The following is a 24,333-nucleotide window of genomic DNA, read 5'->3' as shown; positions in this document are numbered from 1 at the left end:
TATAAATCATAATTGGCACTGGCTTTACAAGCACCCTGTTGAGTTCTCAAAGAACAACCACACACCGACCAGAAGCCCCACCTCAGTGGAACCCCGTTTCGGGGCAACCGCTCAAACCTACTTGGTCGAACTTTCATTGTCAACCTCATGTTCGAGGCGATCAATGTGGTTCGTCCGGACCCACGATGACGCACGCCGAACCCGGCGGTCGTTGCTGTCGTGGGAAGCCGCAGACCGGCCGATCGCCGCTTCGCGGCCATCCGCCCGGCTCCTGCCGGCTTCAGAACCTTACCCGGTCGGCTTCGCGTTCGCAACCCCGTTTCCGGGATGTTCCGCACCGCCCGATCCTCAGTCTCGCTCGGCGTCTCCGCCACGAGCCTGGCGCCCGTTCTCGGCCGGTTTGTCCGGCCTCCCCCGTGCAGAGAGAAAGTTACGCGGACGGCCCGGAGAAGGCAAATCAGGGTTCATCACTGGTTCGGATCGGCTGGTTCGCAACGGTCCCGGTACAGGCGGAGACGCGGGCCGTCCCGCCGTGCCAGAGTGTCTGACATGGATGAGTCCGGGCTCGGCACCACTGTGCTCGCCGAGGAGTCGCTGCTCGGCGTCCTCCTGCCGTTCTGGCAGGTGGTGATCGGTGCGGTCGTGCTCGTCGTACTGGTGCTCTCCGTGGGACGACTGGCCCGACGGGGCAAGTCCCGAATGACCACCGCGCTGCTGATAACCGCCGCGGCCATCGCCGGGTTCGCGGTCATCGGCGTCCTGCTGGAGGGCTGAGGCTCAGAGCCGCCGGTTGGCCAGGCTGGGCAGCTCGGCCCGGATCGCGGCGAGCCGGCCGAGGTCCAGGTCGACCACTGACACACCCGGGCCGTCCGGCACCTGGCTGAGGACCGTCCCCCACGGATCGACCACCATGCTGCGTCCGAAGCAGGTGCGGCCCGGGTCGTGGTCGCCGGTCTGGCCGGCCGCCGCCACGAAGCACTGGTTCTCGATGGCGCGGGCTCGCAACAGAACCTCCCAGTGGTCCCGGCCGGTGTGCATCATGAATGCCGCCGGGACCACCAGCAGCTGTGCCCCACCATCGGTGGCGAGCAGCCGGTACAGCTCCGGGAAGCGCAGGTCGTAGCAGATCGACAGGCCGACCCGCAGACCCTCGACATCCACCACCACCGGCTGAACCCCGGGTGCGACAGTCGCCGACTCCCGGTAGGAGACCCGGCCAGGGATCTCCACGTCGTACAGATGGATCTTGCGGTAGCTCGCGGCCAGACTGCCGGAGCGGTCGAAGACCAGAGACGTGTTCCAGGTGTGTTCCGGGTCCGGGCCGGCCTCGTGGAAGGAGCCGGCCACCAGCCAGATGCCGAGCCGCTGGGCGACCTCGGCGAAGAAGCTGCCGACCTCGCCGTCCACCGGCTCCGGCTCGGGCATCCCAGCGGCCGGGCCTATGTACTCGACGTACTCCGGCAGGACGGCGAGGTCCGCGCCGCCGGCGGCCGCGCGGCTCAGCAGGGCCTCCGCGGTGGCCAGGTTGGCCTTACGGTCGTCCCGGGCGTTGAGTTGGCAGACCGCGACGCGCATGAGCACAGGGTACGGCGGGGAGGGCGGCGCGGACAGCGTCACAGGCTGGCCAGCACCAACGCACCGGCCGCGAAGCCGAGCCCGGTGATCTGGACGGCGCGCAACCGTTCCCGGTCGACGGCCAACGCCAGCAGCACGGTGCTCGCCGGGTAGAGCGCGGCGAGCGCCGCGACGATGCTCAGGTGGCCACGGGCAGCGGCGGCCAGGAACAGCGCGTTGGCACCACTGTCGAGCAGACCGGCGACCGCCGCCCAGCCCCACTCCCGCCGCCCGAGGCGCAGCGGCGTCCGGGTGCCGACGGCCAGCGCGAGGCCAAGCGCGATCGAGCTTGCCCGAACCGCCGCCACCGGCCACATCCCCGCGCTCTCGTCGGCCTGGCCCAGGAGGGTGAAGAAGACACCGAACAGCGCCCCGGCGGCGGCGGCGAGCCCGACGAGCCGGGCCGGGATTGCCCGCCTGCCGCCGCTCTCCCCCAGGCTGACCAGGGCGATGGCCACCACCGCGAGGCCGGCGCCGGTGAGCGCCAGGGCACCCGGGAAGGACGCCGTGAAGAGACCGGCGACGATCGGCACCACTGCCGCGGTGATCGCGGTGATCGGTGCCACCACCGCCATCATCCCGCCCGCGAGAGCCCGGTAGAGCAGCATGATGCCGCCCCCGCCGGCCACCCCGGCGAGCAGCCCCCAGCCGAGGTCACCGATGTGCGGTGTTCCGGGTACGGCAAGCGCCAACACGACCAGCAGCGGGACGCTCAGCAGTTGGGAGATCACGGTTACGGCGATCGGTGCGGCGTGCCGGGACGCCTTACCGCCGGAGAAGTCGGCCGTGCCGAACGCGAGGGCGGACAACGCGGCCAGGACAATGGGTATCATGCATGTGTCGTACCACAATAGTGACCGTGAGGGATAGTTTAATGACCGAGTCGAGTCCGGATCGGGTGGGCGCGGTTACCGCTGCGGTAGCCCGACAGGTACGCGACCTACGGGCCGCCCGAGGGTGGTCCTTCGACGAGTTGGCCGGTCGGTCCGGGGTGAGCAAGGGCATGCTCGTGCAGATCGAGGGCGCGCGTACCAACCCGAGCGTCGGCACGCTGTGCCGGGTCGCCGACGCGTTCGGCGTCAACATCGCCCAACTACTCGAACCAGCCGAGGAACGGGCCGTGAAGATCAGTTCAGCCGGGGAGGCGCCCGTGCTCTGGCAGGGCGAGCACGGCGGCACGGCCCGCCTGCTGAGCGGGTTGGGCGAGCCGGATCTCGTCGAGCTGTGGGACTGGCGGCTACTCCCCGGGGAGTCCCACCGTTCCCTCGACCACCCGCGTGGCACCCGCGAGGTGCTGCACATCCTGGACGGCACGGTGATCGTCCGGGTCGACGGGCAGGACCATCCCGTCCGCGCCGGTGAGACCATCGAGATTCACGCCGATCGGGAGCACGGCTACCGCAACGACGGCGATGCCCCGGCCCGGCTGATGATGGTGACCGTCACCCCGTCGGGCGAATGGGACCGCCGGACGCGATCACGCCGGCCGCGTCAGGAGTAGAGCGGCCGGCGTGATGTCCGGTGGGATCAGGCCGACTTCTCCTCGCGGTCCCGCCGGGCCCGACGCCCGGTGAACTCGCGCGGAACGATTGTCGGGTTGACGTTCTCCAGGACCACCTCACGGGTGATCAACACTCGGGCGGCATCGGGGTTGCTCGGCACCTCGTACATCGCGGAGAGCAGCACCTCCTCGATGATCGCCCGCAGGCCACGGGCACCGGTGCCCCGCAGCATCGCCTGGTCGGCAATCGCCTCCAGCGCCGGCTCGTCGAACTCCAACTCGACACCGTCCAGCTCGAACAAGCGCTGGTACTGCCGGACCAGGGCGTTACGCGGCTCGGTGAGGATCCGCACCAGGGCGCTGCGGTCCAGGCTGCGCACGTTGGTGATCACCGGCAACCGGCCCACGAACTCGGGGATCAACCCGAACTTGAGCATGTCTTCCGGCATGACCTGGCTGAAGATGTCGTCGGTCGAGCGCTCGGAGACCGAACGGAGCCGGGCACCGAAACCGGTGCCGCCCTGCCCGGTGCGGGACTCGATGATCTGATCCAGACCAGCGAAGGCGCCACCACAGATGAACAGCACATTCGTGGTGTCGATCTGGATGAACTCCTGATGCGGGTGCTTACGCCCACCCTGCGGCGGCACGTTCGCCACCGTGCCCTCGAGCATCTTGAGCAGAGCCTGCTGCACACCCTCGCCGGAGACGTCCCGCGTGATCGACGGATTCTCCGACTTGCGGGCGATCTTGTCGACCTCGTCGATGTAGATGATGCCGGTCTCGGCACGCTTGATGTCGTAGTCCGCGGCCTGGATCAGCTTGAGGAGGATGTTCTCCACGTCCTCGCCGACGTAGCCCGCCTCGGTCAGCGCGGTGGCGTCGGCGATGGCGAACGGGACGTTCAGCATGCGGGCGAGGGTCTGCGCCAGGTGGGTCTTGCCGCACCCGGTGGGGCCGAGCAGCAGGATGTTGGACTTCGCCAGCTCGACGGCATCGCTGCCGGAGCCCGGCGCGTTGGCCGCCTCAGCCTGGATCCGCTTGTAGTGGTTGTAGACCGCGACCGCGAGCGCCTTCTTGGCCTGATCCTGCCCCACGACGTAGTTGTCGAGGAACTGGCAGATCTCCATCGGCTTGGGAAGCTCTTCCCACTTCACCTCGCCGGACTCGGCCAACTCCTCTTCGATGATCTCGTTACAGAGATCGATGCACTCGTCGCAGATGTAGACCCCTGGGCCCGCGATGAGCTTCTTGACCTGCTTCTGCGACTTACCGCAGAAGGAGCATTTCAGTAGGTCGCCGCCGTCACCGATCCGTGCCACCTACGTTCTCCCTGCACTCGTCGGCCGGAGACCCGGCCCTGACCTGCGGACGCTGCGCGCCGCCCGGTTTGGTTCACCCCACCGGCCCAACCGGCGAAGCGGTACGGACCCGACGTTACCCGCTGGCGGGGCATTCTCCGACCCCCAAAAAGGGTGTGTCAGAGGTCGGCCGGGAACTGCACGCCCCGGCCAACCTCTGACCCGGTACTGCTCAGCTGGCGGAGTGGGTCGCCAGCAGACCCTTCTTGCGGCTGGTCAGGATCGTGTCGACCAGCCCGTACTCCTTGGACTCCTCGGCCGTCATGATCTTGTCACGGTCGATGTCCTTGCGAACCTGCTCGATCGGGCGGTTGCAGTGGCGGGACAGCATGTCCTCCAACTGCGTCCGCATCCGCAGGATCTCCCGGGCCTGGATCTCGATGTCCGAGCCCTGCCCGTAGCCGCCCTCGGTGGCCGGCTGGTGGATGATGATCCGCGAGTTCGGAAGAGCCATCCGCTTACCCGCGGTGCCCGCCGACAGCAGCACCGCTGCCGCGCTGGCGGCCTGCCCGAGGCAGACCGTCTGGATGTCCGGACGGACGTACTGCATGGTGTCGTAGATCGCCGTCATCGCGGTGAACGAGCCACCCGGCGAGTTGATGTACATGATGATGTCGCGGTCCGGATCGGTGCCCTCGAGCGTCAGCAGCTGGGCCATCACGTCGTTGGCCGACGCGTCGTCCACCTGGACGCCGAGGAAGATGATCCGGTCCTCGAAGAGCTTGTTGTACGGGTTCGACTCCTTGACCCCGTACGACGTGCGCTCGACGAACGACGGCAACACGTAGCGGTTGTGCACGGCCGCGAACTGGGGCGGCAAGCTCAGATCGGTCATCGTCAGCTCCTCAGCTCAGGGTCCCGGCGCCATCCGGAACCTGTGCGGCCCCGATGATCACCTTGTCGATGAAGCCGTAGTCCATGGCCTCCTGGGCGGTGAACCAACGGTCCCGGTCCGAGTCCGCCTCGATCTGCGACTGACTCTGGCCGGTGTGGTGCGCGACCCGCTCCTGGAACATCCGCTTCGTGTAGAGCATCTGCTCCGCCTGGATGGCGATGTCGGACGCCGTGCCGCCCAGACCACCGGACGGCTGGTGCATCATGATCCGGGCGTGGGGCAGGGCGTACCGCTTGCCCTTGGTGCCCGCGCAGAGCAGCAGCTGGCCCATCGAGGCCGCCATGCCCATCGCCACGGTCGACACATCGTTGTCGATGAACTGCATGGTGTCGTAGATCGCCATGCCGGAGTAGACCGAGCCACCCGGCGAGTTGATCCACAGGTTGATGTCGCGGTCCGGGTCCTCCGCGGCGAGCAGCAGCAGCTGCGCGCAGATGCGGTTGGCGACCTGGTCGGTCACCTCACTGCCCAGGAAGATGATGCGTTCCTTGAGCAACCGGTTGTAGACCGAGTCGTCGAGGTTGCCAATGGAGTCGCCACCGCGCGCGTCAATCGCCCGGAGCGACTTCTTGGGGATGTGCATGTCGGTCATGGCAGCCCTTCGCTCTCCGTACCGTCTTTCCCGACACTAACCGCTGTGCGGGGCGGCAGAGTCCCGGTCGGGGCACTGTTCGCTCTCAGCGCAGCTGTGTCGAGGGCACCCGCGGCGCGGGCTTCCGGGCGTACCCGGCAACGCTGACTTCCGGGCGTACCCGGCAACGCTGACTTCCGGGCGTACCCAGAAATGGATTCGGCCGCCGTCCACCGCACAGCGGCGGACGGCGGCCGCACCCGACGATCAGTGGTCGTGGTTGTGCTCCGCCTCGTTGGCGGCACGGAGGGCGTCGAGGGTGACCTCGTTGCCGGCCGAGTCCTTGATCGTGATCCGCTCCATGACGGCGGCGAGCGCCTTGCCCCGCCGCACGTCGCCGAAGACCGCGGCGGCCGCGCCGGAGCGCACCAGCTGGTCGTAGTACTGCTGCGGAGCCATGCCGGCGCGCTGCGCCCGGTGCACGATCTCGTGCCCGAACTCGTCGTCGGAGACCTGCACGTCCTCCGCGTCGGCAAGCGTGTCCAGCAGGAGCTGGACCTTGACGCCCTCGGTCGCCGCCTCGGTCAGCTCGGCGTCGATCTGCTCCTCGGTCTTGTCCTCGGCCGCGAGGTATTCCTCCATCGAGGCGCCGATCCGCTCCAGCTGGTCGACCATCGCCTGCTTGCGGCTCTCGACCTCCTCGCGGACGACACCCTCCGGGGCCGGAATCTCGGCGGCCTCGACCAGCTGCGCGAGCGCCTTGTCGCGAGCCGCGTAGATCTGCTCGACCTGCTTGCCCTGGTTGACCCGGGCACGCAGGTCGCCGCGCAGTTCCTCGATCGTGTCGAACTCGCTCGCCATCTGGGCGAACTCGTCGTTCAGCTCGGGCAGCTCCTTCTCCTTGACCGTGCGCACGGTCACCGCCACCTCGGCGTCCCGGCCGGCGAAGTCGCCGCCGACGAGCTGGGTGGTGAAGGTGGTGTCGTCGCCGGCGGCAAGCCCGACGACGGCCTCGTCCAGACCGGGCAGGAGCTGCTTGCTGCCAACCTCGTGGGAGATGTTGCTCGCCTGGCCGCCCGGCACGTCCTCGCCGTCGACGGTGGCGTTCAGGTCGATCTGGACGTAGTCGCCCTCGGCGGCGGCCCGCTCGACGGTCTTGAGGGTCGCGAAACGCTCCCGCAGGTTCTTCACCTGCTCGTCGATCTCGCTCTCGTCGATCTGCAGCTCGTCGACGGTCACCTCGATGGAGGACGCGTCCGGGATGGTGATCTCCGGACGGACGTCGACCTCGGCGGTGAAGTTGAGCGAGTCACCGTCGTTGAACTCGGTGATCTCGACCTCGGGGCGCCCCAGCGTCTTGAGGTCGTGCTCGCGCACCGCGGCGAGGATGTTCTCCGGGATGGCCTCCTGCACCGCCTCGTTGAGGACGGTGCCGCGGCCGACCCGCTGGTCGATCACCGCGGTCGGCACCTTGCCCCGGCGGAAGCCCGGAACCTGGACCTGCGAACCGATCTCCCGGTACGCCTTCTTGAGGCTCGGCTCGAGCTCGACGAACGGCACCTCGATGGCGAGCCGCACGCGCGTCGGGCTCAGAGTCTCGACGGTGCTCTTCACAGGCGTACTCCTTGACGGATCTCAGTTGAGTCTGGGCGTGATTCAGCCCATCGAGTGTAGGCGAGCCGGCCTGACGCTCCGGCATCGCCCGGGAACCGCGGTGGCGGCACCCGGGGCGGCCCGGCCGCGGACGACAGTCGGGGTGGCGGGATTTGAACCCACGGCCCCTCGCTCCCAAAGCGAGTGCGCTACCAAGCTGCGCCACACCCCGTGGCGACGTGCAGTCTATGCCGTCGGCACGACTCAGGCGGTGCCGGGGCACCCACCACCCGGACACATCTTCCCAAACCGCCCGTATCACCCATGTAGCACGGCGCCGGGGCGGCCTCGGGGGCCTCGGCGGCCTCGGCGGTGGAGATCCACACGACGTCATGAATCTCGCGGGCACCCGGAGGCCGGAGAGACCACGACATCCGTGCCGCGGAGTGGATCTTCGGGCTGCGGCGGGGCGCGCACGCACAGCCCGGTGCCGCCGGGCGGTGACGTGGCTTCGCGGCCGGCAGAGACATTGGGTAAGCTGTCTGCGCGCCCCGTTTCGGCGGGGTGCACGCGGGCGTAGCTCAATGGTAGAGCTTCAGTCTTCCAAACTGACTACGCGAGTTCGATTCTCGTCGCCCGCTCGGCAATGGTGGCCCAGGTCAGGGACGGTTTCCGACCTGGGCCACATTCATGCCCATCGTGAATCCGTCCTGCTTCGCGAATCCGTCCCGGGACCGGCGCGACAGCCGGCCTCGACGGCACGACCAGCCCGCTGGCGATGGGTGACAGCCGCGCTCGGCACCCGGGACGCGGAGACGCCGTCCCGGATCACCTCGGACGTGTCACGACACGCGCGGCAACGCGAGCCAGTCCTGCCAGCTGATGTCCCGGCCCAGGTAACGGGGCTGCCGGAAGGGCCACTCGGTGGCGATCCACTGCGGCACCAGCGCGTCGAGCGCCCGCTCCGCCGCGCTGCCGACCAGGTCGTCCACCACCCACCAGGAAATCTCGCCGTCGGCGCCGACGCGCTCAGGCGGGTCGATGTAGACACATCCGAGGAGCGCCGTCTCCGCCTCGTCGAACAGCGCGTAGTTGAACGACTGGTGCGCGGCGATCTCCTTCTCGTGCCGCAGCAGGTCGGCGCGGTCCTCGTCATAGGTCATCGTCTCCGGGGGCCAGGCCCAGGCCGGGCCGAAGATCTCCCACAGGCGCTCTCGGGAGCCCATCACGGCGGGGTAGTCGAGCGCGGTGTCCGCCTCCCTGATCGGCCGCAGGTGCAGCGAGCTGTCGGGCACGGGCACGTGCACGGGGTGGACGAAGTCATCGGGCAACCAGCTCATGGGCCGAACTATCGCCGGTGGGTGCGGGGTGGTCCAGGGGTTTACGCGCCGCGGCGGACCACAGAAGATCAGCAGGAGCTGGAGATCCTGGTGACGTGGGGGCGGACGGCCAGGCACCGGTGGCGCAGGTTGAGCTGGGCGATGGCCTCCGCGTACCTGCCGTGGTGGACGTCGGTCAGGACCACCATCGGGTAATGGGCGTCCGCAGCGGTGAGTGCGCTGATCGGCAGGGAGAGGTGGAACAGTTTGCGGATCTCCACCAGTGCCCTCACCCCGGGACGGTGGGTGACCAGGACGTCGATCGGCCCGGTCGACGCTGCCGTATCCCCGAGATCTTCGGCGGAGTCGATCGACCGGAAGCCGTCCGCCGCCAGGAGCGACAACTGACCGGCAGGTGTGCCGTCGACGGTGCCCACCGCTCCGAGGCCGATGAGGACGACCTCGGGATCGCTGTCGTTCCGCGCGACGAAGAGGCCGGCGCCGCCGCCGTCGTCCCCGATCAGCAACAGGTCAGGTGCGTAGTCCGGGATCTCGTACGTGCGGTTGCGTTCGGCGATTTCGTCCGGACCGTAGACGGACACGTCGGCTGCGGCGTCCACCGGCCGCTCACCCGTCCACACGTCGAGCAGCGCCTCCGGCGGCCGGACGCCAACCTGCGCCTCGACCTGCTTGGCGAGCGACTCCCGATCGTCGTCCACGAAACGCTCCCCGGTCCCGACGGCCCAAACGGCGCCGATGCTGTTGAAGTGAACCATTCTCATCGCGATCAGGGGTCGCCACGACCCGACCGGACCACGATCACGGACGACTCATCGACCCGGTCCATCGGGCCGGGTCAAGCCCAGGCATCCCCGAACCGCGGGCCGGGCGACGGCGCACGTGGTAGGCGCAGGCCAGGGCGAGCACTATCGGGCCCCAGAGCGCTATCGGGCTGATGCACACCATGGCCAGCGCCTGCCACCAGCCGTTCTCGTACGCCACGCCGTCGGACACACCGACCCAGGTGAGCGCCATCCAGCCCGAGAGCGTGGTCAGAAGCAGTCCCCCGACCACGGCCGGGACAACCGTCGCCATGGACGGCACACGTCGGCCACCGATGACCGGGATCCAGCTCGGGACCACCTCGCCCCAGCCGCGCACCAGACCGATGCTGAGCAGCGCCAGCAACTCGGTGAGCACACTGAGTCCGAAGACGTACGGAATGGCGATCCACAACGGTGACACGGGTGCGTCGTCGAGCTGACCCATGTCGAAGTTGAAGGCAAACGGCAACCTCCACAGGCAGGAGGGAAGCAGCAACCAGGGAAGCGCGTAGGCGGCACGGAGCGCCCAGCGTGGCACGGGCTGTTCGGTGTCGCTGCTGGCCGGGGCCGCGTGCAACAGGGTGATCGCCATATGCCAAATCCTTCACCGGCGTCGACGACAGCTGATCCCCGGTGAGGACCAGTCACCTCCCCCGCGCGAGCTAGGGCGCGGCGCCGGCCGGGCATCCCCGAGCCGGTACCGCACGGGTCAGCGCAGGTGGAATCGTTCGTCGACCGCGAGGGCCGCCAGTTGCGGCACGGAGAACGGCAAGGTGGTCAACCCCGGCCGACTCTCGTCGAGCTTCGCGCCCTGCGCCACGTAGACCACCACGCCGTCCGGGTGCCGGTAGGCAGACCACTGGTCGAGCCGGTCGTCGTTGCCCGGTCGGACCACCACGCCGACCTGCGCCGCCCCGACCGTTTCGAGCTGGCATTCGCCCTGCATGCCCCAGAAGTCGCGGGCCAGGGCGCACGGGTCGGTCGGCAACTGGGTGCCGGCGTCGTGCACCTCGACGATCACGCGCCCGGTGCGGTTGCCCTTGGCCACGGCGACCGAGGACAGGTAACTCCACCTGTCGACGCCGTCCACCTTCTCCTCGAACTGCGCCTGGTGGGTCCGCAACGTCCGCTGGTCGGCGGGCTGGCTCGCCGGATCCTCCGGCGCGGTGTAGCCGGTGGGCACCACGGCGACGACCTCGTTGAGCAGGTGGACGCCCCGGTCGTGCTGGGATCCGGCCCGCGCCGTCCGGTCCTCCTGCGGTTTGCCGTCCGGTCCGGTCGGCCACGGCTCCTTGGTGTCCCCCGTCGCGTCCAGAGACACCAGTGGCCCCCGGCCCGCCGGTTGGTAGACGAGGTCGTCCGGAGTGGTGACGACCGCGAAACCGGTGACCGCCAGCACGACGGCCGCCGATCCGAGCGACGTCCACAACGCGCGGCGGCGGAACTGTGCCCGACGTGCGGCGGCGAGCGCGGCACCCGTACTCAATGGTGGTGGCGGGGTGGTGTTCGCCATCTCGCCGCGCAACGCGTCACGCAACTCTTGTCCGTTCATCGCTCCCCCATCTCGATCCCGCTGTAAGTGGGTGCCAGGAGGCCGCGCAGCGTGTCGAGCCCGCGTGCCGCCTGGCTCTTCACCGTCCCTGGAGAGCAGTCCAACAGCCCCGCGACGTCCTCGATCGACTGGTCCTCCCAGTAGCGGAGAACCAGCACCGCCCGTTGGCGCGGTGCGACGCGGGCCAGGGCCTCAAGCAGCACCAGCCGACTCTCCGGCGAGTCGGGAGCGATCACCTGTTCGGCGTCTTCGCCCCCCACCCGTTCGCGCCGCCACCAGCCGCGACGCCGCTCGTCGAGGAACGTCCGGACCAGGATCTGCCGGACGTAGCTGTCGAGCACCTCGTGCCGCGAGATCCGGTGCCAGACCCGGTAGAGCTTGACGAACGTGGTCTGCACCAGGTCTTCCGCCCGGTGCCAGTCGCCGCACAGCAGGTACGCCGTGGCGCGCATGGCAGCGGAGCGTGCCGCGAAGTACTCGGCGAACGCCTCGTCGCGATCGCTCATTCAGGCCTCCGATTCCCGTTTCGAGATAGACACGCGGGGTCTCACCCGGGGGGTTGCCTCGCAACTCGTGCGTGTCTCGGAGGGATCAACGCCGAACGGGCCGCCGAGGCGACAAACCCCGACGACGGGCGTCACTCACCAGCACCCGATCGCGCGGGCGGCGCTGTCGGCTCAGGCGAAGTCGCGGCGCTTCAACTTGGCCCGCCGGCCGTCCGGGTGGTGCCAGACGATCCCCTCGTACCGGGGGTGCGCCAGCAGCCAGTCACGCAGACCGTCCAGGTCACGCGGCACGTCGAACTGTTCGGCGTCGGCGTGGGGCACGAGTTCGTGGCCCCGTACCCCCTCGGGGTTGCCGTTGATCTTCGGGCCGATCAGTTCGTAGGTGCCGGGAGGCCGCCGTTCCGGCCCGGCGGCGGCCAGGGCCTCGGCGTGGTACCTGGCGTACGGCGACTGCTCGACCGGCTCCCAGCCCATGGTCTTGCCCGTCACGTCGTCGGTCATCACCGGGCGGTAGCCCGACGGCTGCGGCCGGCCCGGCCGCACCTCGCGCCGCGCCCACCACACGCCGTCCTCGTCGAGCAGCACGCAGGTGCCGTCGTACTTTCGCGTCGACGTCCCCTCCCCGTCGAGGACCCACTGGCAGGTGGGGTTGACCTCGGGCAGGACGTGCCTGCGGTCGTCGGGGTCGCGGAGAAAGAGGGTGGGAATCTTCTTCACCCGAGCATGGTCCCATCGGCCCGAAGCGATTTATCGCGGGAACTGGGGTCCTGGACGCGAGACGGACCGGTCCCCGCACGGATGAACCGTGGCCAGCGGGGTATGCGGCGGCCCTGTCTGGTGGAGGAGACGACCGGCCTCGCGGCGTGCCGCGAGGCCGACGCCCGGGCGGGCGGCGCTCGCCGGCCGCCTGGGCGTTTCCCCGATCCTCAGTTCGAGGAGATCCAGTTCCAGGCCGAGACGACCCACTCGGTCTGCTGGAGCCACGCCACACCCAGGCCGACGAGGAACACCGCCGTCGCCAGGTGGGCACCGCGGGCGCTGCGCCGCACCCGTCCGAGCTGCCGCTCCCACACCACCCGGCCGACCAGCCGGGACAGGGCGAACAGGCCGACCGCCACCAGCAGGCTGAGCACCAGCACCAACACCGGACCAGTCAGGTCACCCTGGCCGGAGAGCGCCCAGATCCCCCAGCAGACGAACGCGAACAACCCCGCCGCCGCGCTCCACTCACCGCCGCGGCGCAGTTGCGCCATCCGCCAGCTCAGGGGCCGACGCGGGGCCGGCTCACCGGGCCAGCCGGTGCCGGTCGGCTCCTGCTCGACCACCGGGAACGGCTCGGTCCGCGGGGTGCGCGCCTGACCTACCGGGGCCACGCCCCGGCGGAACGCGTCACGCTGCGGCGGCACCCCGACGCCGGCCTGCGGTGGCACCTCCACGGTCCGCTCCGCCCACGGCTGCGTCTGGTCTGCCATCTCGTCCTCCCCCTGACCGACGGCATCACCGCCGCCTGAATCCGAGGGTAACCAGCCGGCAACCAGGTCGCCGACCCCGCCCGGGACGCGCAGCGGCACGACAGTGCCGAATCGCACGCCGGGCAGGGTACGGTCGGCGGATGGGTGACCCCGACCGACGACGGCGACGGCTACGCCACCACCCCGACCCGGAGCCGGCCGGTCGGAGCACCGACACCCCGACGGCCAGCACCGCAGGGGTGCACGACGGCGACAACCCGCCCCCGCGCCGCCGCAACTACGGCGGCGACGAGCGCGACGGCGAGCGGGGCCTGCGCGGGTTGGTCGGTTCCGGTTCGTCCCAGGTGGGGCTCAGCGCCGCGCTCCGGGCCCGGGACGCCGCCCGACCCAGCGACGACGACCTGGCCGAGGCGGAGGCCCGGGTGGTGGTCGTCCGACGCAACTGGGTGCCCCGCGAGGAGTTGCCCCGCTCGCCGCGCTGACTGCCGCCCCGGGCCGGGACGCCGGTGCCGGTGCCGGAGCCGGAAGCGCCGGCCGGTCAGGGCAGGTCGGGCAGCTGCCGGGTCTTCTCGTAGTCGGCCACCTGGGTGATCCGGCGGGCATGCCGCTCGTTGCCGGAGAACGGCGTGTTGAGGAACGCCTCGACGATGCCCGTGGCGTCGTCCAGCGTGTGCTGGCGGGCGCCGATCGCGACCACGTTCGCGTCGTTGTGCTGACGGGCAAGTTGGGCGGTCTCCACGCTCCACGCCAGCGCGGCGCGGACCCCGGCGACCTTGTTCGCGGCGATCTGCTCACCGTTGCCGGACCCACCGATGACCACACCGAGGCCCGTCTCGTCGGCCACCACCTGGTCGCCGGTGTGCAGGCAGAACGTCGGGTAGTCGTCGTCCGGGTCGTAGCTGTGCGGGCCGACGTCGACCACGTCGTACCCCTGTTTGGCCAGGTGGTTGGCCAGGTGCACCTTCAACTCGAAACCGGCGTGATCGGATCCCAGGTAGACGCGCATACCGCGCAGTCTCTCAGGCCGTGCTCTCCGACGACGCGCGGGCGGCGTCGGAGAGCCGGGTTCGTCACACGGTCGGGTGCGGGACCGCTCAGCGCGGCAGCTCGGCGACGACCAGACCGCCGCGCGCCTTCGGGGTGAACCAGGTGCTCTTGCGGGGCATCTTCTCCCGGGCGAGGTTTACCGCGACGAAGTCCGCCACGGTCACCGGCGCGATCAGGACCGCCAACTCGGCCCGTCCGGCATCGACCTCACCGGTGAGCCAGCTCGCCGGGTAGTCGCCGCCGACGTAGGTGATCCGCTTGTCGCCCGGGTCCAGACCGAGCGCGTCGCGCAGCAGCAGCCGCTCGACCAGGGCGTGGTCCAGGTTCTCCAGGTCGCCGGCCGCCGTGGCGGGCAGGCGCACCGCGTACCCCTGGTCGCCGAGGCGGAGGTGCACGGTGCCGCCGGCCGCCGGGACCTCGACCGGGCCGTCGATCGGCGCGACCTCGGCGCCCGCCGCCCGCAGCCGGTCGAGCAGCTCGGCCGGTGTGGTGGTCAGCTCGCTGACCAGCCGGTTGTAGGGCTGGATGGCGACCGACGCGGGCGTGGTGACCACGGCCAGGAAGCGCGGCAGCCCGCCGGTCTGTGCGGCCAGGCTGCGGTGGTTACCGTCGGCGACGACCAGCTCCCCACCACCGGCGAGAGCGGTGAGCGTGGCCTGCTCCGGGCCGGGGCCGAGCAGCCAGATGGCATGGGTGCGGCCCGCCTGGTCGGTGTCCGTCGCGGCGGGCGCGCCGGCCGTCTCGGTCGCCGCCGCGAGCGCGGCGTGCAGCTCGTCGCCGCGCCCGGTCTGCAACAGGAGTACGGGTGAGAGCAGGTGACCAAGCGCCTCGGCCAACGCCACCCGCTCGCGCACCTTGGCGATGAAGACGTCCTCGTTGCGGATGACCAGACCGGGCTCGTCGGCCCGGGTGGAGATCTGGTCGGTGTCCACCATCGCGAACAGCCCGTACGCCGACTCCTCGCCGGGCGCGCTGATCCGGTAGAGCACGACCACCTGCTCGGCGGGTGTGTAGCTGCCGTCGGCCTTCGCCTCGGCGAGGCGGGCCACCGCGTCCGGCAGCGCGTCGAGGAACGACGTGCCCAGGCTCTGTGGGGCGCGATGCGGCATCTCGATGCCGAGAGCACTGTGCGGGTTCGCCTCGATGATCGCGGTGATCTCCGCGTCGTCGGCGAACTCGTCGTAGTTTTGCGCGCCGGTGCCACCAGTGGTGACCCACGCCCGGGAGATCGGATGCACGACGGTCATGCCCACTGACGCTACCGGCGGCGGTGTCGCCACCGACGGGGACCCGCGCGGGGGTCCACCAGATGAAAGCGCCGAGCCGGTCAGCTGGCGCGGTCGGAGGCGCCCCGGCGGTGCCTGCCTGCCGCCGGTCCGGCGTTGCCCCGTCGACCGATCGCGGCCGGCCCGGTGTTCACGGCGCGGCGGGGCGACGCGGGCGGCCCCGGTACCGGACGGTCGGGAGGCGGGGACGGCACGGGACGCGGGCTCAACGGCGGCGTCGGCACCGGACGCGGAGCGGTGGGTGCCGGCGGGGGCGGCGCGGGTTCGGCCGGTGCGGCAGCCGACGGCAGGACCGGAGCCGACGCCACGGCGGCAGCCACCGCCGCGACCGGCGGTAGCGGCGCAACCGGCGGTAGCGGCTCGAGCGCCGGTGCCACCGGTGGCGCGGAACCGGCAAGCGGTGCCGCGGGCTCGACCGGGGTCAGCCGTGAGGTCACCGGAACCCGGGCCACGCCGACCACGATGGGCGGCGCGAGCAGATCCACCATGTGGGCGGGAAGGTCGGGGCGGACCGCCGGCCAGCGGGAGTCGTCGACCGACCAGTAGGCCGCGCCGGGAGTCTCGATCACCCCCGGTCGGGTCAGTTGATCGTCACCGGACGCACGGTGCTTGGCCATCGGGAATGCCTCCACGAACTGCGGGGTGCGGCCCTGCGGGTCGCTGCGGCGGACATGCAGGCCAACGACGCGGGCAGTCTCCCGGTGACGGGGCGGGCACCGCCGACCCACGACACGCCGAGCGAACGTGCGTGGCGCCGTGCCGTCGGGACGACCGCCCTGCCAACGCCGGGCGTTGACAGGGCAGCCCTCCGCAGCTCAGTCGAAGATCGGGCTCTGCTCGCGGGTGCGCTTGAGCTCGTAGAAGCCCGGGGTGCCGGCGACCAGCAGGACGCCGTCCCAGAGTCGCCCGGCGGCCTCCCCCTTCGGGGCCGGGGTGATCACCGGGCCGAAGAACGCGACCGGCGTGCCGTCCGGGCCGGGCGCGTGGACGACCGGAGTGCCGACGTCCTGCCCGACCGGGCGCATGCCGGCCTCGTGGCTGGCCCGCAGCGCCTCGTCGTAGTCGGTGCTCTCGGCGGCCGCCGCCAGCGCCGGGTCCAGGCCGGCCTCGGTCAGCGCGGCGACGTAGAGCTCGTGGCGCCGCTCCTCCTTGCCGAGGTGGATCCGGGTGCCGAGCGCGGTGTAGAGCGGACGCAGGGCGTCGTTGCCGTACCGCTGCTCGGCGGCGATGCAGACCCGCACCGGCCCCCAGGCGGTCTTCAGGAACTCCTTGTAGTCCTCGGACAGCTCGTCCCGGCCGTCGTTGAGCACGGACAGGCTCATCACGTGGAAGCGGATGTCCACGGCACGGATCTGCTCGACCTCGAGCAGCCAGCGGGACGTGATCCAGGCCCACGGGCAGGCCGGGTCGAACCACATGTCGGCGGTGACACGTTCGGTCACGGTGAGATCCCTTCGCAACGGGGGCGCCGGCGGCGGTCGGCGTCTCAGGAGAATCTTCACCCCGAAGCGCATCGACCGGCACTCGAATGAGAGCGTGACCTCGGCCACCGGGACGGGGCCTTCATGGAAGACTCGAATCGAGCCGGCCGTCACGAGCGGTAGGCGAACGGGCGCCGCCGGGCGTACGGCGAGATGTGGGATGGAGAGAAACAGTGCCGGGAGTGCGCAACCTGACGCAGGTCGAGGCGACCGAGCGGGCCCGCCTGCTCAACGTGACGGGGTACGACATCAGTCTGGACCTGTCGAGCGCCGTGCTGGCGGCCGACGGCCGCACGTTCCGGTCGACGACCGAGGTCCGGTTCCGTTGCAGCGAGCCCGGCGCGAGCACGTTCATCGAGCTGGCGGCCGAGTCGGTGCGGTCCGCGACGCTGAACGGCACGCCCGTCGACCTCTCCGACTGGTCGGCCGAGAAGGGTCTGGTCCTGTCCGCGCTGGCCAGCGACAACACCCTGGTCGTCGAGGCCGACTTCAGTTACTCCAACAGCGGGCAGGGACTGCACCGGACGGTCGACCCGGTGGACGGCGAGACGTACCTGTACAGCCAGTTCGAGACGGCCGACGCGCAGCGGGTGTTCGCCTGCTTCGACCAGCCCGACCTGAAGAGCGTCTACACCTGGCACGCCACCGTGCCGGCGCACTGGCGGGCGGTGTCCAACATGCCGGTGCAGCGCGAGGAGCCCGCGGGTGAAGGGCTCAAGACGCTGCACTTCGCCGAGTCGCCCCGGATGAGCGCCTACATCACGGCCCTGTGCGCCGGGCCGTACCACGAGGTGCGCGACAGTCACGACGGCATCGACCTGGGGGCGTTCTGCCGGGCGTCGATGGCGCAGTACCTGGACACCGACGACCTGTTCCTGATCACCAAGCAGGGCTTCGACTTCTTCCACGAGAAGTTCGGCGTGCGCTACCCGCTGCCGAAGTACGACCAGCTCTGGGTGCCCGACTTCAACGCCGGCGCGATGGAGAACTTCGGCTGCGTGACGCACGCCGAGTCGCACTACCTGTTCCGCTCGCAGGTCACCGACTTCGAATACGAGCAGCGGGCCAACACGATCCTGCACGAGCTGGCCCACATGTGGTTCGGCGACCTGGTCACCATGCGCTGGTGGAACGACCTGTGGCTCAACGAGTCCTTCGCCGAGTGGGCCAGCCACTGGTGCAACACCAACGCCACCCGGTTCACCGAGGCGTGGACGACGTTCCTGTCCATCCGGAAGAACTGGGGCTACCGGCAGGACCAGCTCTCCTCCACGCACCCGGTCTACACCGAGATGCCGGACATGGAGGCCGTCGAGGTCAACTTCGACGGCATCACCTACGCCAAGGGCGCGAGCGTGCTCAAGCAGCTCGTCGCGTACGTGGGTGAGGAGCCGTTCGTCGCCGGCCTGCGGGCCTACTTCGGCAAGCACGCCTGGGGCAACGCCACCTTCGACGACCTGCTCACCGAGTTGGAGGCCGCGTCCGGCCGGGAGCTGCGCAAGTTCGCCGCGCAGTGGTTGGAGACCGCGCAGGTCAACACGCTGCGACCGGAGGTGACCATCGGCGCGGACGGCACCTACGAGCAGGTGGCGGTCCTGCAGGAGGCACCGACCGCGTACCCGACGCTGCGCACGCACCGGATCGGCGTGGGCCTGTACGACCTGGCCGACGGGCGGCTGGTGCGCCGCGAGCGGTACGAGGTGGACGTGACCGGCGAGCGGACGGACCTCGCCGAGCTGCGCGGCGTCCGGGCCGCCGACGTGCTGCTGCTCAACGACGACGACCTGAGCTACACCAAGCTGCGCCTCGACGATCGCTCGATGGCGACCGTGGTGCAGCACATCGGTGGCTTCGAGTCGTCGCTGGCGCGGGCGCTCTGCTGGACCGCGGCCTGGGACATGATCCGCGACGCGGAGCTGTCCGCCCGCGACTACGTGGCGCTCGCGCTGAGTGGGCTGCCCGCCGAGACCGACATCAACCTGGTCACCGCGACCCTGCGGCAGGCGACCACCGCGCTCACCCTCTACGCCGACCCGGCCTGGGCGCCGACCGGCTGGGCCGATCTGGCCCGTACCGCCCGGGACGCGCTCGCCGCCGCCGAACCCGGCAGCGGGTTCCAGCTGGCCTGGGCCCGTGCGTTCACCTCGGCGGCCCGCTCCGACGAGGACCTGGCCACGCTGCGCGGCTGGCTGGACGGCACGGGTGCGCCGGCCGGGTTGACCGTGGACACCGAGCTGCGCTGGTCGGTCCTCGCCGCGCTGGTGGCCAACGGCGCCGCCGGCGCCGCCGAGATCGAGGCGGAACTGGCCGGTGACCGCACCGCCAGTGGCGAACGGGAGGCGGCGTACGCGCACGCGCTGGTGCCGACGGAGGAGAACAAGGCAGCCGTGTGGGCGCTGCTGACCGGCCCCGACGCGCTGCCCAACTGGCGGCACCGGGCGCTGTTGCAGGGCCTCGCCCACCCGGCGCAGGTGGAGCTGATCACCCCGTACCGGGAGAAGTACTTCGCGGCGATCGGCCAGGTGTGGGCCACCCGGGACAGCGAGCCGGCGCAGGAGTTCGTGCAGCTGGCGTACCCGGTCTACCTGGTGGAGGACGAGACGGTGGCGGCCACCGACGCGTGGCTGGCCGGCGACGGGCATCCCGGCCCGCTGCGCCGGCTGGTCGCCGAGGGCCGCGACGGCGTGGTGCGGGCACTCAAGGCCCGCGCGAAGGACGCGCCACAGAGCTGACCAGGGAGTACGCGGCCCGGTGCCGGCGTGGACGCGAGTCCTCGCCAGCACCGGGCCATCACCTCGGAAGATCGTGCTCGAACACGGAAACAGGGGCCTCAGCCGCAGCCGAGGCCCCTGTTTCCTGGATCGAGCACGATCTAGCTAGCGGGCGTGCGCGTCGTACCTACGTGGGAGGGCTCAGCCCTTGCCGGCGTGGCTGGCGAGCTGGTCGAGGCCGTTGATGATGCCGCCGGCCAGGTCGCCGCCGCTGAACGCACCCGCCATGGAGAGCGCGGCCAGTTTGGCGTACGTGTCGGGGATGCGCTTGCGCGCGTAGCGCCCGGTGATGATCTCCAGCTGGCGCTGGTTGGGCGACACCGCGATCAGCACCGACTTGTCGGGGTCGGCGAGCTGGCGGTGCAGCCGCTGGGCGTGCTCCCGGATCGGCTCGTCGAGACCGCCGACGAAGACCGAGAAGACCAGGCCGGTGCCCCTGTCGGCCAAGCGCAGCGCCTCGTCGATGCGCAGCAGCTGGCGGGTCGAGAAGGGCCCGTCCAGCACCTCGGGCGGATTTTCCGTCCCGGTCTGCTTCTCACCAACGGTCACTTGCGCCTCCGGTTCCACCGGCCGGCGCGTCGACGCTGGCCTGCTCAAGCTTGTGGCTGGTCAGCGCGGGCGCCTGCGCCCCCGCCGTCAGCGCGGTGCCGGCCGAGTCGGCCAGCTGCTCCGGACGGCCCAGGAACCAGACCGGAGTGAAGTCGAAGGGCCGGCCCGGCCGGTAGCGCTTCGCGCCACCGCCACCGCCGGTGGCACCCCCACGGCTACCGGCGTACGACAGGCCGGCGATGACCAGGACCGCGGCCAACGGGATGCCGACGAAGACCAGCAACGTCTCGGTAACAGACAATCCCAACGCCCCCAGGCGGAAGAAGGACGACCTCGAACAACCGGGTCGGATGGACGATCATGATGCCGACCACCCGACTCCGTCACCATTCACGTTAGCGGAGTCGACGGCCCGCCAGATTGCGGGGTGCCGATCCCATCCGTCACTGGAGTTCTCCAGTTGCGCAGCCGTCGCGATGAGCCGCGCGTCGTCGCCGTACCGGCCGGTCAACAGCACCCCGACGGGCAGGCCGTCGGTCGTGGTGCCCACCGGCAGGGACACGGAGGGATCGCCGGTGACGTTGAAGATGGCACAGTACGGCGAGAAGCGGCGTTGCCTGTCGAAATCGGCCGCCGGGTCACCGTCGGCGGTGAACCAGCCGACGGGTGCCTGCGGGGCCGCGAGGGTGGGGCAGAGCAGCAGGTCGCAGCCGGCGGTGCGACGGGCACCCAGCCGGACCTGTGCCTGCAACTCCCCGAGGGTTGCGGCCAGGGTGCCGGCGGAGATCTCGGCGCCACGGGCCCGCAGCAACCGGGTCAGCGGCAGCAGCTCCGCCTCCCGCTGGGGCGGCACCGGAGTGAGCGCCAGCACGTACCAGAGGATCTCGAACAGCGGCCACGCCGCCGGCCCGAGCGGCGGTGCCACCTCGACCACCTCGTGGCCGGCCGCGGTGAGCAGCGCGGTGGCCTGGTCCACGGCGGCCACGCAGTCGGGGTGCACCGGCTCGTCGGCGAGCATCGGCGTGGTGAACCGGCCGATTCGCAGCGGACCGGGATCGGCACGGCGCGCGGCGGCCAGGTAGCCGCCCGGCGGCGCGGTTGGCGGCAGGTAGGGCTCGCCGGGGACCGGCACCGCCATGACGTCGAGCAGCGCGGCGACGTCGGTGACGGTCCGCCCGAGCGGGCCGCTGGTGGGCAGGCCGAACGCGCCGGAGCCGATTGGCCCGCCGGAGACGAGGCCACGGCTCGGCTTGTAGCCGACGAGGCCGCAGAGCGCGGCCGGGATGCGCAGCGAGCCGCCGCCGTCGGACCCCTGGGCGACCGGGACCAGCCCGGCCGCGACCGCCGCCGCCGCGCCACCGCTGGACCCACCGGCGGTGTACGCCAGTTGCCACGGATTGCGGGCCGGTGGCGCGACCCGGCCCTCCGAGTAGAGCGAGCAGCCCAACTCGGAGGTGGTGGTCTTGCCGAGGCTGACCAGGCCGGCGGCCTTGATGAACCGGACCACGTCGGCGTCGACCGGCGGCACGAAGTCGACGAACGCGGCCGAACCGAAGGTGGTACGGATCCCGGCGGTGAGGGTCAGGTCCTTGATCGCGGTCGGCACACCGTGCAGCGGGCCACGCGCCTCGGTCGGCACGGCGTCGGCGGCGCGTGCGGCCTGCCGGGCGAGCTCCGGTGTGACGGTGACGAACGCGCCCACGGTGTCGCCGAGCGCCGCCACCCGGCTCAGGGCATGCTCGACCAGGTCGACGCTGGACAGCTCGCCGCGGGTGATCGCGGCGGCCTGCTCCAGCGCGGTCAGGTCGTGCGGCTCGGCCATCCCGTCATCCTGCCCTGCTCGGACCAGCGATGACGCTCCGACACGGCGTCGGCGTCCCTCCCGCTCGGGCCGTCGGTGCCAGAGACGTTCAGCCGTGCAGGAAGCGCAGCGCGTTGCCGCCGAGGAGTTTGTCGCGTTGGTCGTCGGTGAGGAAGTCGGCCGCGTGGACCACCGCGCCGGCCGGGCGTTCGCCCAACGGGTACGGGTAGTCGCTGCCGACCAGCACCCGGTCCTCCCCCATCGTGTCGACAAGCAGCCGCAGGGCGGGCGGCGCGAAGACCACCGAGTCGACGCTGAACCGGTCGACGTAGCTGCTGGGCGGCGCGGCGGACGCGCCACGGACGAGGTCGCCCCGGCGGTGCCAGGCGTTGTCGGCGCGGCCGAGCCAGAACGGGAAGCTGCCACCACCGTGCGCGAAGCAGATCCGCAACGTCTCCGGTACCCGGTCGAAGACACCGCCCAGGATCATCGCCAGCACGGACAGGTGCGTCTCGGCGGGCATCCCGGTGAGCCAGCGGGCCATCCAGCGGTCCAGGCGGGGACCGCCCGGCATGTCCCACGGGTGGACGAAGACGGGCGCGCCCACCTCGGCGCAGTGTTGCAGGAAGGTGACCACCCCCGCGTCGTCCAGGTCCCGGTCTCCGACGTGGTTGCCGATCTCCACGCCCACGTGCCCGGCGGCGAGGCTGCGGTCCAACTCGGCGCAGGCGGCGTCCGGGTCCTGGAGCGGCACCTGGCAGAATGGCACCAGTCGGTCGCCTCCGGCCGCGGTGACCTCCAGGGTCAGGTCGTTGAAGATCCGGGCGACCTTCACCGCCTGGTCGGCCGGACGGTCGTAGCTGAAGAAGACCGGCGTCGGCGAGACCACCTGCACGGCCACGCCGTCGGCGTCCATGTCGGCCAGTCGGCGTGCCGCGTCCCAGCACTCGGCGCCGACCGGGCGAAACTCCGTCTCGCCCACCATGACCATGGCGGCGCGTTCGGAGTCGACCCGCAACCAGGGCCAATCGGACCCGCCGCACGCCGCGCCGAGGTCCGGCCAACCCTTCGGTACGACGTGCGTGTGCACGTCGACGACGCCTGCGGGCATCAGCCCTTGCCCGGGTGCAGGGTGCCGCAGTCGGCGCAGGTGCGGGCCCGCTCGTCGGCGTAGAACGCCTGGAACACCGGCGGCAGGTCGGCGGCGATGTCGCGGACCTGCAACTCCACCTCGTGCACCTTGTTGCCGCACTCCGGGCAGTACCACTGGAAGGTCTCCAGGGTGCCCTCCTCGCGGACCCGTTCCACGACCATGCCGATCGAGCCGGCCTCCGGCCGCTGCGGCGAGTGCGGGGTGTTGCGCGGCAACATCCACATCTGCCCCTCGCGCACGTGCACCGTACGCGGCCCCTGCGGGGTCATCAGGTTGATGTGCATGTTGCCCTTGACCTGGTAGAAGAACTCCTCGTACGGGTCCACGTGGAAGTCGGTGCGCTGGTTGGGCCCGCCCACCACCATCACGATGAAGTCGTCCCCGCCGGGGAACATCTCCTTGTTGCCCACCGGCGGCTTCAGCAGGTGCTGGTTGTCAGCGATCCACCCGGGAAAGCTGAACGGTTCGGCGATCTCACTCACGACTGACCTCCCGAGGGAAGAAGGGCCACGGCCTGGATCTCGATGAGCAGGTGCGGGTGGGGCAACTGGTGCACGGCCACCGTGGTGCGGGTCGGCCCGGACGCGTCGAAGAACTCCGCCCACACCTCGTTGTAGCCACCGAAGTCGTTCATGTTGACCAGGTACGACGTCACCTGGACGAGGTCGGTGAGGTCCGCGCCGACCGAGCGCAGCAGGTCCCGCACGTTCTCGATGACGGCCCGGGTCTGCACCCGGATGTCGAGGTTGGTCGTGCCGAACTCGTCCACCGACACACCGGCGAAGCTGTTGTCCGGCCGTCGCGACGACGTACCGGAGACGAAGACGAACCCACCCGCCACCTTGACGTGCGGAAAAGCCCCCCGCGGCACAGCCTTTCCGGCCACCACCCGCGCGACGCCGCTCATGACCACCCACCCCCAGGCACCGCCGCGCGGACCCCAACCAGGTCAGGGGTTCCGGGCAGCCCGACCGGCGCAGGGATCAAGCCTGACCGCCCGGAGCCGGGCGGGGGGACCCGGCCCCCCCCCGCCGCCC

At 70.7% G+C, this 24,333-nt stretch carries 27 protein-coding genes and 2 tRNA genes; 5 read left to right on the top strand and 24 right to left on the bottom strand.

The annotated features are described in order from the left end of the window. The first annotated feature begins 549 nt into the window (after positions 1 to 549). Entirely contained in the window at positions 550 to 774 is a 225-nt protein-coding gene (locus AB0C01_RS33875; protein ID WP_357254541.1) for a hypothetical protein, read from the top strand. 3 nt (positions 775 to 777) lie between these two features. Here the strand turns inward: AB0C01_RS33875 and AB0C01_RS33870 are convergent, their stop codons facing one another. Both AB0C01_RS33870 and AB0C01_RS33865 read right to left on the bottom strand, forming a co-directional pair. Then, a complete protein-coding gene (locus tag AB0C01_RS33870; protein ID WP_357573073.1) occupies positions 778 to 1,575 on the bottom strand; it encodes a carbon-nitrogen hydrolase family protein in 798 nt (265 codons plus the stop codon). A gap of 38 nt (positions 1,576 to 1,613) precedes the next feature. Beyond that, the gene (locus tag AB0C01_RS33865) at positions 1,614 to 2,447 is read right to left on the bottom strand and encodes an EamA family transporter (RefSeq protein ID WP_357573072.1); all 834 of its coding nucleotides are present in this window, start codon (positions 2,445 to 2,447) and stop codon (positions 1,614 to 1,616) included. A 41-nt stretch (positions 2,448 to 2,488) separates the two neighbouring features. Between AB0C01_RS33865 and AB0C01_RS33860 the strand changes: the two genes are divergently transcribed. Continuing rightward, positions 2,489 to 3,115: an XRE family transcriptional regulator gene (locus AB0C01_RS33860; protein ID WP_357573071.1), complete on the top strand. Its 627-nt coding sequence runs from the start codon at positions 2,489 to 2,491 to the stop codon at positions 3,113 to 3,115. A 26-nt stretch (positions 3,116 to 3,141) separates the two neighbouring features. Here the strand turns inward: AB0C01_RS33860 and clpX are convergent, their stop codons facing one another. The 5 genes from clpX to AB0C01_RS33835 form a co-directional block, all read right to left on the bottom strand. Beyond that, positions 3,142 to 4,437, bottom strand: a complete 1,296-nt coding sequence (gene clpX / locus AB0C01_RS33855) for an ATP-dependent Clp protease ATP-binding subunit ClpX (protein WP_145779357.1) — start codon at positions 4,435 to 4,437, stop codon at positions 3,142 to 3,144. A gap of 211 nt (positions 4,438 to 4,648) precedes the next feature. Further along, positions 4,649 to 5,311, bottom strand: a complete 663-nt coding sequence (locus AB0C01_RS33850; protein WP_007464109.1) for an ATP-dependent Clp protease proteolytic subunit — start codon at positions 5,309 to 5,311, stop codon at positions 4,649 to 4,651. Positions 5,312 to 5,321: 10 nt separating this feature from the next. Next, complete coding sequence (locus AB0C01_RS33845; protein WP_007464111.1) at positions 5,322 to 5,963, bottom strand: ATP-dependent Clp protease proteolytic subunit; 642 nt, start codon at positions 5,961 to 5,963, stop codon at positions 5,322 to 5,324. Between the two features lie 246 nt (positions 5,964 to 6,209). Beyond that, positions 6,210 to 7,556, bottom strand: coding sequence for a trigger factor (gene tig, locus AB0C01_RS33840; RefSeq protein WP_357254549.1), 1,347 nt, complete (start codon positions 7,554 to 7,556; stop codon positions 6,210 to 6,212). A gap of 137 nt (positions 7,557 to 7,693) precedes the next feature. Beyond that, positions 7,694 to 7,767 (bottom strand) — tRNA-Pro (locus tag AB0C01_RS33835). Between the two features lie 338 nt (positions 7,768 to 8,105). Between AB0C01_RS33835 and AB0C01_RS33830 the strand changes: the two genes are divergently transcribed. Next, positions 8,106 to 8,176, top strand: a tRNA-Gly gene (locus tag AB0C01_RS33830). 201 nt (positions 8,177 to 8,377) lie between these two features. Here AB0C01_RS33830 and AB0C01_RS33825 read toward each other — a convergent pair. From AB0C01_RS33825 to AB0C01_RS33795, 7 genes are all read right to left on the bottom strand, one after another. After that, positions 8,378 to 8,875: a GNAT family N-acetyltransferase gene (locus AB0C01_RS33825; protein ID WP_357573070.1), complete on the bottom strand. Its 498-nt coding sequence runs from the start codon at positions 8,873 to 8,875 to the stop codon at positions 8,378 to 8,380. A 68-nt stretch (positions 8,876 to 8,943) separates the two neighbouring features. Next, entirely contained in the window at positions 8,944 to 9,573 is a 630-nt protein-coding gene (locus AB0C01_RS33820) for a hypothetical protein (protein ID WP_357573069.1), read from the bottom strand. Positions 9,574 to 9,673: 100 nt separating this feature from the next. Continuing rightward, positions 9,674 to 10,270 carry a hypothetical protein gene (locus AB0C01_RS33815; protein ID WP_357573068.1) on the bottom strand — a complete coding sequence of 199 codons (597 nt, stop codon included), beginning with the start codon at positions 10,268 to 10,270 and terminating at the stop codon, positions 9,674 to 9,676. 117 nt (positions 10,271 to 10,387) lie between these two features. Beyond that, entirely contained in the window at positions 10,388 to 11,230 is an 843-nt protein-coding gene (locus tag AB0C01_RS33810) for a hypothetical protein (protein ID WP_357254561.1), read from the bottom strand. Then, entirely contained in the window at positions 11,227 to 11,736 is a 510-nt protein-coding gene (locus AB0C01_RS33805; RefSeq protein ID WP_357254564.1) for a SigE family RNA polymerase sigma factor, read from the bottom strand. The genes AB0C01_RS33810 and AB0C01_RS33805 overlap by 4 nt, the downstream gene beginning before the upstream one ends. A 171-nt stretch (positions 11,737 to 11,907) precedes the next feature. Further along, on the bottom strand, positions 11,908 to 12,453 hold the full coding sequence (locus AB0C01_RS33800; protein ID WP_357254566.1) for a hypothetical protein: 546 nt from the start codon (positions 12,451 to 12,453) through the stop codon (positions 11,908 to 11,910). A gap of 209 nt (positions 12,454 to 12,662) precedes the next feature. Next, the gene (locus AB0C01_RS33795) at positions 12,663 to 13,208 is read right to left on the bottom strand and encodes a hypothetical protein (protein WP_357254568.1); all 546 of its coding nucleotides are present in this window, start codon (positions 13,206 to 13,208) and stop codon (positions 12,663 to 12,665) included. 140 nt (positions 13,209 to 13,348) lie between these two features. On the opposite strand from AB0C01_RS33795, the gene AB0C01_RS33790 reads away from it, so the two are divergent. Then, positions 13,349 to 13,690: a hypothetical protein gene (locus tag AB0C01_RS33790; protein ID WP_357573067.1), complete on the top strand. Its 342-nt coding sequence runs from the start codon at positions 13,349 to 13,351 to the stop codon at positions 13,688 to 13,690. A gap of 56 nt (positions 13,691 to 13,746) precedes the next feature. On the opposite strand, the gene AB0C01_RS33785 is transcribed toward AB0C01_RS33790, so the two are convergent. From AB0C01_RS33785 to AB0C01_RS33770, 4 genes are all read right to left on the bottom strand, one after another. After that, positions 13,747 to 14,214 carry a ribose-5-phosphate isomerase gene (locus AB0C01_RS33785; RefSeq protein WP_357254572.1) on the bottom strand — a complete coding sequence of 156 codons (468 nt, stop codon included), beginning with the start codon at positions 14,212 to 14,214 and terminating at the stop codon, positions 13,747 to 13,749. Between the two features lie 88 nt (positions 14,215 to 14,302). Beyond that, positions 14,303 to 15,502, bottom strand: coding sequence for a DUF1015 family protein (locus tag AB0C01_RS33780; protein ID WP_357254574.1), 1,200 nt, complete (start codon positions 15,500 to 15,502; stop codon positions 14,303 to 14,305). A gap of 80 nt (positions 15,503 to 15,582) precedes the next feature. Continuing rightward, entirely contained in the window at positions 15,583 to 16,158 is a 576-nt protein-coding gene (locus AB0C01_RS33775) for a hypothetical protein (RefSeq protein WP_357254576.1), read from the bottom strand. Positions 16,159 to 16,356: 198 nt separating this feature from the next. Further along, positions 16,357 to 16,983 carry a disulfide bond formation protein DsbA gene (locus tag AB0C01_RS33770; RefSeq protein WP_357254578.1) on the bottom strand — a complete coding sequence of 209 codons (627 nt, stop codon included), beginning with the start codon at positions 16,981 to 16,983 and terminating at the stop codon, positions 16,357 to 16,359. 221 nt (positions 16,984 to 17,204) lie between these two features. On the opposite strand from AB0C01_RS33770, the gene pepN reads away from it, so the two are divergent. After that, on the top strand, positions 17,205 to 19,754 hold the full coding sequence (pepN, locus tag AB0C01_RS33765) for an aminopeptidase N (protein ID WP_357254579.1): 2,550 nt from the start codon (positions 17,205 to 17,207) through the stop codon (positions 19,752 to 19,754). Between the two features lie 180 nt (positions 19,755 to 19,934). Here the strand turns inward: pepN and AB0C01_RS33760 are convergent, their stop codons facing one another. From AB0C01_RS33760 to AB0C01_RS33735, 6 genes are all read right to left on the bottom strand, one after another. After that, entirely contained in the window at positions 19,935 to 20,342 is a 408-nt protein-coding gene (locus AB0C01_RS33760) for a DUF5130 family protein (RefSeq protein WP_357573066.1), read from the bottom strand. Continuing rightward, a complete protein-coding gene (locus tag AB0C01_RS33755; protein WP_355032334.1) occupies positions 20,329 to 20,625 on the bottom strand; it encodes a hypothetical protein in 297 nt (98 codons plus the stop codon). Before AB0C01_RS33755 ends, AB0C01_RS33760 begins: the two co-directional genes overlap by 14 nt. Before the next feature lie 75 nt (positions 20,626 to 20,700). After that, entirely contained in the window at positions 20,701 to 22,164 is a 1,464-nt protein-coding gene (locus tag AB0C01_RS33750; RefSeq protein ID WP_357254582.1) for an amidase, read from the bottom strand. Between the two features lie 88 nt (positions 22,165 to 22,252). After that, positions 22,253 to 23,254 carry an amidohydrolase family protein gene (locus AB0C01_RS33745; protein WP_357254584.1) on the bottom strand — a complete coding sequence of 334 codons (1,002 nt, stop codon included), beginning with the start codon at positions 23,252 to 23,254 and terminating at the stop codon, positions 22,253 to 22,255. Further along, on the bottom strand, positions 23,254 to 23,778 hold the full coding sequence (locus AB0C01_RS33740; RefSeq protein ID WP_357573065.1) for a 3-hydroxyanthranilate 3,4-dioxygenase: 525 nt from the start codon (positions 23,776 to 23,778) through the stop codon (positions 23,254 to 23,256). Before AB0C01_RS33740 ends, AB0C01_RS33745 begins: the two co-directional genes overlap by 1 nt. Further along, a complete protein-coding gene (locus AB0C01_RS33735) occupies positions 23,775 to 24,203 on the bottom strand; it encodes a RidA family protein (RefSeq protein ID WP_357254587.1) in 429 nt (142 codons plus the stop codon). Before AB0C01_RS33735 ends, AB0C01_RS33740 begins: the two co-directional genes overlap by 4 nt. Between the last annotated feature and the right edge of the window lie 130 nt (positions 24,204 to 24,333).

Origin of the sequence: Micromonospora sp. NPDC048905 (assembly GCF_040649655.1) — a bacterium.
GTDB lineage: Bacteria > Actinomycetota > Actinomycetes > Mycobacteriales > Micromonosporaceae > Micromonospora.
Note: the sequence above shows the minus strand (reverse complement) of the source record. Positions and strands in the feature narration are given on the sequence as shown.